Source organism: Pseudomonas helleri, assembly GCF_009600315.1.
GTDB lineage: Bacteria > Pseudomonadota > Gammaproteobacteria > Pseudomonadales > Pseudomonadaceae > Aquipseudomonas > Aquipseudomonas helleri_A.
The window spans coordinates 1-12,241 of the sequence record NZ_WIWC01000030.1 but is presented as its reverse complement, the minus strand read 5'-3'; the positions used below and the strand labels follow the sequence as shown (position 1 = coordinate 12,241).

At 60.0% G+C, this 12,241-nt stretch carries 10 protein-coding genes; 5 read left to right on the top strand and 5 right to left on the bottom strand.

The genetic code is table 11. The annotated features are described in order from the left end of the window. Positions 1-1,659 carry a bifunctional 3-(3-hydroxy-phenyl)propionate/3-hydroxycinnamic acid hydroxylase gene (locus GHN86_RS16535; protein ID WP_153381033.1) on the bottom strand — a complete coding sequence of 553 codons (1,659 nt, stop codon included), beginning with the start codon at positions 1,657-1,659 and terminating at the stop codon, positions 1-3. 138 nt (positions 1,660-1,797) lie between these two features. On the opposite strand from GHN86_RS16535, the gene GHN86_RS16530 reads away from it, so the two are divergent. After that, positions 1,798-2,580 (top strand): DNA-binding transcriptional regulator, encoded by a 783-nt coding sequence (locus GHN86_RS16530; protein ID WP_153381029.1) that lies wholly within the window; start codon positions 1,798-1,800, stop codon positions 2,578-2,580. A gap of 55 nt (positions 2,581-2,635) precedes the next feature. Beyond that, on the top strand, positions 2,636-3,043 hold the full coding sequence (locus tag GHN86_RS16525; protein ID WP_153381027.1) for an SRPBCC family protein: 408 nt from the start codon (positions 2,636-2,638) through the stop codon (positions 3,041-3,043). Between the two features lie 275 nt (positions 3,044-3,318). Here GHN86_RS16525 and GHN86_RS16520 read toward each other — a convergent pair whose 3' ends face one another. From GHN86_RS16520 to GHN86_RS16510, 3 genes are read right to left on the bottom strand one after another with little or no spacing between them, the layout of a single operon-like run. Further along, positions 3,319-4,902, bottom strand: coding sequence for an aldehyde dehydrogenase (NADP(+)) (locus GHN86_RS16520; RefSeq protein WP_153386948.1), 1,584 nt, complete (start codon positions 4,900-4,902; stop codon positions 3,319-3,321). Between the two features lie 44 nt (positions 4,903-4,946). Then, on the bottom strand, positions 4,947-6,296 hold the full coding sequence (gudD, locus tag GHN86_RS16515; RefSeq protein ID WP_153383131.1) for a glucarate dehydratase: 1,350 nt from the start codon (positions 6,294-6,296) through the stop codon (positions 4,947-4,949). A 28-nt stretch (positions 6,297-6,324) separates the two neighbouring features. Continuing rightward, positions 6,325-7,665, bottom strand: coding sequence for an MFS transporter (locus tag GHN86_RS16510; RefSeq protein WP_323369627.1), 1,341 nt, complete (start codon positions 7,663-7,665; stop codon positions 6,325-6,327). 246 nt (positions 7,666-7,911) lie between these two features. Between GHN86_RS16510 and GHN86_RS16505 the strand changes: the two genes are divergently transcribed. The 3 genes from GHN86_RS16505 (at position 7,912) to GHN86_RS16495 (ending at position 11,621) form a co-directional block, all read left to right on the top strand. Beyond that, a complete protein-coding gene (locus GHN86_RS16505; protein WP_153383129.1) occupies positions 7,912-8,613 on the top strand; it encodes a FadR/GntR family transcriptional regulator in 702 nt (233 codons plus the stop codon). A gap of 280 nt (positions 8,614-8,893) precedes the next feature. Further along, positions 8,894-9,247: a hypothetical protein gene (locus GHN86_RS16500; RefSeq protein WP_153383127.1), complete on the top strand. Its 354-nt coding sequence runs from the start codon at positions 8,894-8,896 to the stop codon at positions 9,245-9,247. Between the two features lie 10 nt (positions 9,248-9,257). Next, positions 9,258-11,621, top strand: a complete 2,364-nt coding sequence (locus tag GHN86_RS16495) for a DNA polymerase II (protein ID WP_153383125.1) — start codon at positions 9,258-9,260, stop codon at positions 11,619-11,621. On the opposite strand, the gene GHN86_RS16490 is transcribed toward GHN86_RS16495, so the two are convergent. After that, positions 11,618-11,887, bottom strand: a complete 270-nt coding sequence (locus GHN86_RS16490; protein ID WP_153386946.1) for a hypothetical protein — start codon at positions 11,885-11,887, stop codon at positions 11,618-11,620. The two genes, GHN86_RS16495 and GHN86_RS16490, sit on opposite strands and share 4 nt — an antisense overlap. Positions 11,888-12,241 lie beyond the last annotated feature (354 nt).

The window sequence follows — 12,241 nt, the reverse complement described above, 5'->3', positions numbered from 1 at the left end:
TCAGGCCACCTTGCTGACGACAGGGGTCAGGCTGACAAGCTGCTGGGCGCTGAGTGCCAGCGCCAACTCATCGCAGACGCTGCCCAGGGTTTGCGGTGTAGCCAGCCCGGCCAGAAAACGGTCAGGACGCAGCAGGGCGATAGACGAAGAACCGCGCGCGAACCATTCCCGCAAGCGGCCACTGCTGTCACCCACACGCACCACCTCGTGATGGGCGTCGCTCGGCGCTTTTAGCTGAACATCCGGCAGCACTTGAATAAAGCGCGTTCCCAGCGCTTGCCAGTGGGCCATCTGCGCGGCGCTCAAGCCCCATGTCGGGTCGCAGCCCCAGCCGATAATCGCAAAGTTCTCACCGATCACCTCATCGAGCAGCACCGTGATACCGGCGTCGGTAAGCACCTGTGGCTGAATAAACATTTTGCCCACCGGCGAGCCTTTTTCGCTGGGCACGATCAAGGCCCCACGGGTGTATTGCGGCATCGGCTTGAAGCGCATTTCAACGAAGTAGCGTTTGATCGGCGGCACGTAGTTGAGCAGCCATGACACGCCATCACGCAAGGTGCCTTGCCAGCGCTTGGGCGGCGCCAACACATGGCCGGCCAGTACCGACAAGTCGATCATTGCCTTGGCGTGGTCACGGCGTTCCAGTTCATAACTGTCCAGCAAGCGGTCGTGGGCCAGCCCTTTGATCACCCGCGAGAGTTTCCAGGCCAGATTGGAGGCGTCGCGCATGCCGCTGTTATAACCCTGACCCTGCCACACCGGCATGATGTGCGCGGCATCACCGGCCAGCAGCACCCGACCTTCGCGGAAGCGGCCCGCAAGGCGTGCGTTGTGGGTGTAGACACGGCTGCGGATCAACTCGATGCGGTCCGGGTCTGGCAGCACTTTGGCCAGCAGCTTGCGCAGGTTTTCGGGCTGGCTCAGTTCGGCCTCCGTCTCGCCGGGCATCACCATAAATTCGAAGCGGCGCACGCCGTGGGGCAGGGCGGCGGACACATACGGGCGCACCGGGTCGCAGCACAGGTACACATGCGGTGTGCTCAACGGGTCATTGGCAATGTCCACCACAATCCACTGGTTGGGCGCAGTCTTGCCTTCGAAGCTGATGTTGAGGCTGCGGCGCACCAGACTGTTGCCGCCGTCGCAACCAATCAGGTACTGGGCCTTCAAGCATTCACGGCGACCGTCCGCGCCCTTGAGCGTCAGTTGCACACCGCTGTCGCTTTGCTCAAAGCCTTCGAGTTCGCGACTGAACAGCACCTTGACGGTGTCAAACCGGGCCAGCCCCTCAAACAGCACTCGATCGGCCAACGGCTGGATGAAGGCATTACGGCGCGACCAGCCAAATTCGTCGGTCTTGGGCTGAATATCGGCAAAGCAGCGACCCTTGGGCGTCATAAAACGCATGGCATGCCACGGAGTGGTATGCGGCAACACGTTTTCGGCCAGGCCGACGGCCTGAAACGTGCGCAGGCTTTCGTCGTCCAGACCGATGGCGCGGGGGTAGTCGATCAGGCTGTCGAGCTTTTCTACCAAGGTGACGTTCACACCACATTGGCCCAGGTAGTTGGCGATCATCAGTCCGACAGGGCCGGCGCCAACAATGGCGACATCAGTGGACAGCTCCACAGGGCAAGACAGGTGGGCAGTACTCATGGGTATCTCCGTACAGCGCTTTTTGGATTTCTTGTTGCGCGCAGTATGGAAATCCAGAGGCTGGTGAACAACGACAACCCTTGTTAGGGTGCACTCTGTGCACATCGTTGATTTACCGATAAAAATAATGGAAGACACATGAGCGAAACCGAATACAAAGCCGTGCGTGGCTTGATCCGGGGGCTGGCCTTGATCAACGGTCTGAACCGTTTCGATGGCGGTGCCAGTACGGCGCAACTGGCCGAACAGAGCGGTCTGCACCGCACCACCGTGCGTCGATTACTGGAAACCTTGCAGGCTGAAGGGTACGTGCGGCGCAGCGAATCCGATGACAGCTACCGGCTGACGCTCAAAGTGCGCGAACTCTGCGAAGGCTTTCGCGATGAACAGTGGATATCCGCCATTGGCGCCCCCTTGCTCGGCCAGTTACTGCAACAAGTGGCGTGGCCAACCGACCTCTGTACCCTGGACGGCGACGCAATGGTGATCCGCGAAACCACCCATCGCTTCAGCCGTCTGTCATTTCACCGTTCGATGGTCGGCCGCCGTTTGCCGTTGCTGATGACCGCGACCGGGCGTGCTTACTTTGCCTTTTGCCCGCAAGCCGAACGGGAAGAATTGATCGAGCTGATGATCAGCCGTGACGATGGGCAGTCGGCGCTGGCGGCGGACCGTCGTTTTGTCGAGCGTTTGATCGAACACACGCGCAGCAAAGGCTATGGCGAAAACAACGCGCATTGGGGCGAGGAACGCAAAATCGCCGCCATTGCCATCCCGGTGATGCACGAGGCGCGAGTCATGGGCTGCCTGAATCTGGTGTATATCGCTAAAGCCATGCCCGTCGAAGAAGCCGCCCGGCGATTCCTCCCGGCCATGCACGAGGTGGTGGGTAACATTCAAACGGGGTTGATCGGTGACTGACCTCATGGCGTAAACTGCCGGTCGCATCATCTTCACAACCAGAGGCACACATCACATGGCAACTGCATCAGCGTTTATCGATATTCCTGTTTCGGCCGATCAGGTGTGGCAATTGGTAGGTGGTTTCAACTCGCTGCCGGACTGGCTGCCGTTCATTGTCAGCAGCGAAGCCAGTGAAGGCGGGCGCTTGCGCCACCTTAAAACCGCCGACGCCGCCATTGTCGAGCGCCTGCAAACCTTCGACAACGCGGGCAAAACCTACAGCTATTCCATCGTTGAGTCGCCGTTCCCGGTCGCCGATTATCTGGCCACTTTGAAAGTGGAAGCTCAGGGAGAGGGCACTCGCGTCACCTGGTCGGGCAGCTTTACGCCGGTGGGCGTGAGCGATGAAGAGGCCCACGCCTTGTTCAAAGGTGTCTACGAAGGTGGCCTGGCAGCCTTGAAGGCAAACTTTCCCGGTTGATCGCGCATCGGCCGTCAGCCCGGTGCTGATTCACTGATGTGGGTCAGTACCGGGCCGCAACAAACCGTGGACAATGGGTTGTTACTGGTTATGACAATGGGATAATATCGCCCGGCGTTCACCTACCACGGTTAATGCATTTTTAAATCCCAGGTTTCCATCAGCTACCTGGGATTTTTTTGCCTGAAATTTGAGTGTCGATCCAATGCGTGTGACGGCGCAGACACGAAAACGGCGCCCTTTGCGGGCGCCGTTAGTCAGCTACTCAGCGTGATTCAAGCAATCGCTTTGGCGCTCCACTCGCCGTTGACCAGACGCTGCAGGCCTAGCGGGTTGCTGTTTTGCAGAGCGGGCGGCAGCAAGGCATCCGGGTAGTTCTGGTAGCACACCGGGCGCAGGAAGCGATCGATGGCCAGCGAGCCCACCGATGTGCCGCGCGCGTCCGAGGTGGCCGGGTACGGGCCGCCGTGAACCATCGCATCGCACACTTCGACGCCGGTCGGGTAGCCGTTGACCAGAATGCGCCCGACCTTTTGCTCAAGAATCGGCACCAGCCATTGGTACTGTTGCAGGTCGGCCGGTTCACCGATCAGGGTGGCGGTGAGTTGCCCGCGCAGGGCCAGCAAGGCGGCTTTGAGCTGTGCGTCATCCTCAACCTCGATGACGATGGTCGCCGGGCCGAACACTTCTTCTTGCAGCAGCGGGTCTTTGTTCAGCAGCAGGCTGACGTCCGCCTTGAACAATTGCGGTTGGGCTTGCTGGCCCGCTTGTGCATGGCCTGCCAGATGGGTGATGCCAGCATGGCTGAGCAGGTGTTCGACGCCTTTGGCGTAGCTGCGCAACCCGCCTGCATTGAGCAGGGTGTGTGGCGCTTGTTCGGCCATGTTCTGCGTCAGCTGTTCGATAAACCCGGTCAGTTCCGGGGAGCGAATACCGATGACCAGCCCAGGGTTGGTACAGAACTGCCCGCCGCCCATGGTCACTGAGGCGGCCAGTTCGCCCGCCACTTTGCTGCCGCGCGCGGTCAGTGCTTGAGGCAGCAGGATGACCGGGTTGATGCTCGACATTTCGGCAAACACCGGAATCGGCTGTTCGCGTTCAGCGGCCATTTTGCTCAAGGCGTTGCCGCCGTTCAGCGAACCGGTAAAACCGACGGCCTGAATGGCCGGGTGCTTGACCAGCGCTTCGCCCACGCCTGCGCCGAAGATCATGTTGAACACGCCTTGGGGCATGCCGGTTTTTTCCGCCGCGCGGATAATCGCGCAGCCCACCAGATCAGCGGTGGCCATGTGGCCGCTGTGCGCCTTGAACACCACCGGGCAGCCAGCGGCAAAGGCGGCGGCGGTGTCGCCACCGGCGGTGGAGAAGGCCAGCGGGAAGTTGCTGGCGCCAAACACCGCCACTGCGCCGACGCCGATGCGGTATTGGCGCAAGTCAACCCGAGGCAGCGGTTTGCGATCCGGCAGGGCCAGGTCGATTCGGGCGCCTAAAAAGTCACCGCGTCGCAGCACCTTGGCGAACAGGCGCATCTGCCCGCTGGTACGGCCGCGCTCACCTTGGATTCGGGCGGCAGGCAACGCCGTCTCGGCGCAGACAATGGCGACAAAATCGTCGCCCAACTGGTCGATTTCTTCCGCCACGGCATCGAGAAATTCGGCGCGACGTTCAGGGCTGAGCTGGCGAAAGGCAACAAACGCGTGGTCGGCAGCGTTGGCGGCGTCATTCACTTCGTCAGCGGTGGCCTGATAAAAACGGTAAGGCAGCGCCTCACCGGTGCTGGCGTTCAGGCTTTCAAGGGTCGTGGTGCCAGCAGCGCTACGGCGCCCGCCGATAAAGTTGTGGCCGGTTACGGTCGACATGGTTTCAATCCTCGCTAGATAGGCTTTAAGCACGCAGTGAGTGATCAGCGCACAAGACAGGGTTTTTTGTTGTCGTATTTCCAGCCCGGAACAATGTACTGCATGGCGACGCTGTCGTCCCGTGCGCCCAGTCCCATGCCTTTGTACAGTTCGTGGGCTTTGGCCACGGCGTCCATGTCGATGTCCACGCCCAGACCGGGACGGGACGGGACGTTGATATGGCCGTCGACAATTTTCAGCGGTTCACGGGTCAGGCGCTGGCCGTCCTGCCAGATCCAGTGGGTATCAATGGCGGTGATGTCGCCCGGTGCCGCGGCGGCGACCTGGGTGAACATGGCCAGGGAAATATCGAAGTGATTGTTGGAATGTGAGCCCCAGGTCAGGCCCCATTCGTGGCACATCTGCGCGACCCGTACCGAGCCTTGCATTGTCCAGAAGTGCGGGTCGGCCAGTGGAATGTCCACGGCTTGTGACTGAATGGCGTGACCCATTTCGCGCCAGTCGGTGGCGATCATGTTGGTCGCGGTCGGCAAGCCGGTGGCGCGTCTGAACTCGGCCATGACTTCGCGACCCGAGTAACCGTTTTCGGCACCGCAGGGGTCTTCGGCATAGGCCAGTACATTATGCTGGTCTCGGCACAGGGCCACCGCCTCTTTCAATGACCAGGCGCCATTGGGGTCCAGGGTGATGCGGGCCTCGGGGAACCGTTCGGCCAGTGCCGTGACCGCTTCGATTTCCTCCGCGCCGCGCAACACGCCGCCCTTGAGCTTGAAATCGTTAAAACCGTATTTGGCCTGTGCCGCTTCGGCCAGACGCACCACCGCTTGTGGGGTCATGGCTTTTTCATGACGCAGGCGGAACCAGTCATCGCCATCCGCTTCATTGCGGTAGGCCAGATCGGTCTGTTGACGATCACCGATATAAAACAGATAGCCGAGCATCTTCACTGCATCGCGCTGCTGGCCTTCACCGAGCAGGGCAGCCACCGGCACCTGCAGAAATTGCCCCAGCAGGTCGAGCAGGGCGGCTTCCATCGCCGTGACGGCGTGGATGGTGATGCGCAGGTCAAAGGTTTGCAGGCCACGGCCCGCCGAATCCCGTGCGGCAAAGGTAGTGCGCATGGTGTTGAGAATGCGTTGGTAGTTGCCGATGGGCTGGCCCACCACCAGGCTGCGGGCATCTTCCAGGGTTTCACGAATGCGCTCGCCGCCGGGCACTTCGCCGACGCCGGTACGACCGCTGCTGTCTTTGAGAATGACGATGTTACGGGTGAAAAACGGCCCGTGGGCGCCGCTGAGGTTGAGCAGCATGCTGTCATGCCCGGCCACGGGGATCACTTGCAGGCTGGTAATGACAGGTGCTTGGCTGGCGTGGTGTTGGTGTTCGGCATTCATGGCGTGCTCCTTGAATTTTTATTAGAGGCTAAGCGGGCTGCAAGACGGCGCGAACATCGTCCGCAGGCTTGGGTCTGGTCTTGGCAAAGAACACAATGATGGCCGCCAGAATCGACGTACCGGCCAAACCGTATAGGCCGCCTTGAATCGAGCCAGTGGTCTGTTCCAGAAAGCCGAAGGTGGTGGGGGCCACAAAACCGCCCAGGTTGCCCACCGAGTTGATCAGCGCGATCACTGCCGCTGCAATGCGCGCATCCAGATACGCCTGTGGAATGGGCCAGAACAGCGCCGATGCCGATTTGAAACCGATGGCCGCAAAGCAGATGGCGATAAAGGCAAAGATCGGCCCGCCGGTGGTCGACAGGAACATGCCCAAGGCGGCAATCAGCAAGGCCGCAGCGATCCACGCCTGTTGGTATTTGAAGCGGCTGGCCAGCGACGCGAACGCATACATGGCCAGGATGGAAATCAACCACGGGATCGAGTTGAAAAGGCCCACCTGCATATCGCTCAGGTCGCCCATTTTCTTGATGATGCTCGGCAGCCAGAAGGTCGCCGCATAGATGGTCAGCTGGATGCAGAAGTAGATCGCGCAGAACAGCAGGATCTGGCGGTCTTTGAGCAGCTTGAACACACTCGGCTTGACCGTGTTGACGGCATCGCGCTCGCGTTGTTCGCGGTCAATTTCATTGACCAGCGCATCTTGTTCGGCGCGGCTGAGCCAGCTGGCGTCATGGGGTTTTGAGTCCAGCCAGTACCAGACAAAACCGCACAACAGCACCGAAGCCATGCCCTCGATGATGTACATCCATTGCCAGCCGTGCAGGCCCAGGCCGGTGATTTGCAGCAACAGGCCGGACAGCGGGCCAGAGATCAACGACGCCAGCGCAGAACCGCTGAGGAAAATGGCAATCGCCTTGCCGCGCTCGGCGCCGGGCAGCCAGCGGGTGAAGTAATAAATCACCCCCGGAAAAAACCCGGCCTCGGCCACACCGAGCAAGAAGCGCAGGATATAAAAGTGGGTTTCGTTCTGGATAAAGGCCATCAGCGTGGCCGTGATGCCCCAAGTGAACATGATGCGGGTCAGCCAGATGCGCGCGCCGACTTTTTGCAGCAGCATATTGGAAGGCACTTCAAAGAGTGCATAGCCAATAAAAAACAGCCCGGCGCCAAAGCCATAGGCCGCCGCGCCAATCCCCAGATCATGCTCCATGTGCGTGCGCACAAAGCCGATATTGACCCGGTCGATGTAGTTAACGATAAACATGATGACGAAGAGCGGCAGGATATGGCGCTTCACTTTATGGATCGCGCGCGCCAGGACGGGGTCGTTGGCGGGCGCAGCAGACACGTTTTCGACAGTATTCACAGAGCAAAACCCCACTGATTATTTTTATGCGGGTTGGTATGTGCTGAGGGTCCTTCCTTCAGTTGACGGACATCATACGACTTGAATTTTAGCCAAGCAATGGTCTTCTGAGGCTATTTAGGGGCTTTTTTTACTGGTTTTGGTGATTGGCGATGAGGTGATGGGGCTTTAATGGACCCGGTTATTTTACTTGTCATACATGTTGGCGCGAGGTTGAATGGGCGTTATCACAGACAGGGAAGCCCTATGCACGACCCTTTGAAACGCAAACGCCCGCAAGGTCTTGCCCACGACATCGTGGCTGATTTGACGCAACGGATTTTGTTGGGCCAATTGGCGGCGGGCGACAAATTACCGTCCGAGTCGGCCATCGTCCGCGAGCATGGAGTGAGCCGCACGGTGGTGCGCGAAGCCATCTCCCGATTGCAGGCCTCGGGGCTGGTCGAAACCCGGCACGGGATCGGCACCTTTGTGCTGGAGCGCGATCAGCGTCAGGGTTTGCACCTCAGGCGCGATACCGCTGAAAGCGTGCGCGGGATCATCGAGTTCCGTCTGGGGCTTGAGACGCAAGCGGCGGCGTTGGCAGCCCTGCGCCGCACTGAAGTGCAATTGCTGCACATGCGTGAAGCGCTGGATGACTACCAGCGTTCATTGGCCAACAACGACAGCAGTGTCGAGGCGGATATGCGCTTTCATAAACTGATTGCACAGGCGACGGGCAACACCTGGTTCACCGATATTATTTGCCAGCTGGGCCGTTCGGTGATTCCGCGAACCCGCCTTGATGCCGATGAGCGCGGGGATGCTGATTTGAAACAGTTGGGGCAAATGGCCGTGCTTGAGCACGAGGCCATTTTGCGCGCGATTCGTCGACAAGATCCCGATGCGGCGCGGGCGGCGATGTTATTGCACCTGACCAACAGCCTTGAGCGCATGGCGGTGGACTGAGTCAGGTTTCGCAGGCATCGCCGATGGCAACCTGTAGCAGCTGTCGAGCAGCGCGAGGCTGCGTTCGTCGGCGCAGCCGTCGTAAAACCATTCAAACCGGTACATCAGATAAACCTCAATATGCGGTTTACGATCGCTTTGCGACCGAACGCAGCCTCGCGCTGCTCGTCAGCTGCTACGTGATTTTGCGTCTCCTGATTGGCCGGAAACTGATTAGGCTGAGGGACTTTTCACACTGGCAGCGTGCTATCGTGCTCACCTTTTTTCAGGGGGATTTTCAATGCGAATGCTGATTGGCGTGATGAGCGTGGCCTTGCTGGCCGGTTGTGTGTCCCCGGCGATGGATGATGCCCGCAGCAAGCCTGCGACACGGGTGCTGGCGTCCGCCAAACCCACGCCATTGGTGGCGGAGTGCATCAAGTTTTCATGGCAGGACGAAAACGTCTTCGGCGTGGACGCCAGCGCTTACATCAACACTGAAAAATCCGGTCAGTTGACGGTCTATACCCGCAGCGCCGAATCCTTCGCCGATCTGCTGCCACAAGGCACCGGTACGGCAGTCAGTTATTACGCCAAACAACCTGACGACAGTTCGGCCATGCGCCGTCTGGCGATGTTGGCTACATGCCTGTAATCGCTGTGCAATGGGCTTGAGACACGGCTTTGTACTGACCCGGCACTGGCGCGATACGCCGTCAGGCATCGAGGTTGAATTCTGGCTCGCCACCGATGACGGGCCGCAACGCGTACGCCTGCCCTATCAAACCTGCAATGCGTTTATCCCGCTGGCGCAGCGTGATCAGGCACACGCGCTGCTCAGCGATGAGCGTGGTGTCGAGTTGCGTGAGCTGGCGCTGTGTGATTTTCAGTCGCGGCCCGTGGTCGGCCTGTACTGTCGGCAATACGCCCAGTTGCTGGACATCACCCAGCGTCTACGTCGCGCCGGTGTCGACGTATATGAAGCCGATGTGCGCCCACCAGAGCGTTTCCTGATGGAACGCTTTATCACCGCGCCTGTCAGCTTTGGCGCGGGTTCGCAGGCCGATGGCGTGTGGCTCGACACCCGGATAAAAGCGCATCCCGATTACCGGCCGCGGTTGAAACTGGTGTCACTGGACATCGAAACCAGTGCTCACGGCGACCTGTACTCCATTGCCCTGGAGGGCTGTGGCCAGCGTCAGGTGTACATGCTGGGCAAAGCCCTTGAGACCGACGCAGCGGTCGATTTCGACCTTGAATTCTGCGCCACCCGTGGCGACCTGCTGCTCAAGCTGAACCAGTGGATGGCCGAACATGATCCCGACGCCATCATAGGCTGGAACGTGGTGCAGTTCGACATGCGCGTGTTGCACGAGCATGCACGGCGACTGGGCATCCCGCTGCTGCTGGGGCGCGGGGGCAGCGAGATGCAGTGGCGCGAACACGGCACGCGCAACAATCATTTCTTTGCCAGTGCGCCGGGCCGCCTGATTATCGACGGCATTGAATCCCTGCGTTCAGCGACCTGGTCGTTTCCCTCCTTCAGCCTCGAAAACGTTGCCCAAACGCTGTTGGGCGAGGGCAAGGACATCAGCACGCCGTACCAGCGCATGGACGAAATCAACCGCATGTTCGCCGAGGACAAGCCTGCGCTGGCGCGTTACAACCTCAAGGACTGCGAGTTGGTGACACGCATCTTCGAGAAGACCCAACTGCTGACCTTTTTGCTCGAACGCGCTTCGGTCACGGGGCTGGAAGTTGACCGAAGCGGAGGTTCGGTGGCGGCGTTTTACCATTTATACATGCCGCTGATGCACCGTCAGGGGTTCGTCGCGCCGAATGTCGGCGCCAACCCGCCGCAGGCCAGCCCCGGTGGTTTTGTCATGGAGTCGGCGCCGGGCTTGTACGAATCGGTGCTGGTGCTCGATTACAAGAGCCTGTACCCGTCGATCATTCGCACCTTTTTGATCGACCCGCTGGGGTTGGTAGAAGGGCTGCGTGAGCCAGGTGACGAAACCTCCGTACCGGGTTTTCGCGGCGCGCGTTTTTCGCGCACCCGGCATTGCTTGCCCGCGATCATCGAGCGCGTCGCCCATGGCCGTGAGGTGGCCAAACGGGAAAAAAATGCGCCGTTGTCGCAAGCGCTGAAAATCATCATGAATGCTTTTTACGGGGTTCTGGGTTCCAGCGGTTGCCGTTTTTTCGACACCCGGCTGGCGTCGTCGATCACCTTGCGCGGGCATGAAATCATGCTCAAGACCCGTGCCCTGATCGAGGCGCAGGGTTTCAGTGTGATCTATGGCGACACCGACTCCACCTTCGTCTGGCTTCGCAGTGAACACAGCGAAGCCGATGCGGCGCGTATCGGTCGCGAACTGGTACAACACGTCAACCTGTGGTGGCAAGCCCACGTGCGTGACGAATACGGCTTGACCAGCGCGCTGGAACTACAGTTTGAAACCCACTACAGCCGCTTTTTGATGCCGACGATCCGGGGCGCCGAGGAGGGCAGTAAAAAGCGCTACGCAGGCTTGGTGGCGCACCCCGACGGGCAGCGCGAGATGGTCTACAAAGGCCTTGAGACCGTGCGCAGCGACTGGTCGCCGCTGGCTCGGCAGTTTCAGCAGGCGTTGTACCTGCGCATCTTCAATCGCGAACCGTACCAAGACTACGTGCGCGAGTTTGTGCGCGCTACCTTGGCCGGTGAGCATGATGAACTGCTGATCTACCGCAAACGCCTGCGTCGTCCGCTCAGCGACTACGAGCGCAATGTGCCGCCCCATGTGCGGGCGGCGCGGCTGGCTGATGAGTACAACGACCAGCAAAAGCGACCGCGCCAGTACCAGAATGGTGGGTACATCAGCTACGTGATTACCCTGGCCGGGCCACAGCCGCTGGAGAACCGCACCGCTGAGCTGGACTACGACCACTACCTGACGCGTCAACTGCAACCGGTGGCGGATGCCATTCTGGTGTTCGTCGACGACGACTTCAGCGCCCTGGTGGGCGGCCAGATGGGCTTGTTTTAATCCTGAGTCGCGGTTTTGGAGCGAGCGCGGTCTTTGGCGGCCTTGGCTTCGGCGGCCAGGCATTCCAGGCAAAACTGCTCGGCGTAGCTCATCAGGATTTCGGTGCTGTCACCCTTGATCGTGCGCACGCCGGCGAGGATATAGCGCATGCGTTTTTCGGTGACGCCGATGCGCTGGGCAATCCAGGCGGGGGTTTGGCCGATGCGGTCGACCAGTTTGTTGGCGTATTCGGTGGAGTGGTTGTAGCGTTCAGCGTTGGGAAACATAGGGGTTCCATGGGGCGGGGAATTAAAGCCGGACGGCAGGTTACTCCTTTTCGTCGTGGTCGCCTGTTTTTAAACGGCTGGGCTGATAAGAGGCAGTGGGGTTTTGCGGTTTCGTAGAGGCTGACATACCCGAGTGATGCCTATTGCGAGCGCTGCGCACTCGATCGCAGCCTTCGTTCCTCGTCAGCGGCTACAAGAGCGTAAGCGAGCGTTTGATCTGCTTTTGATTTGGCTTTTGATTTGGCTTTTGATCTGCCGCCCCTTCGGGAGGCCGAGTGGAGGTTTCGCGGAGTGGGTCGACCGGCATGGATGCCGGGAGAGCCGTGTTGGGCCAAGGATGGCCCGTCACGGCGT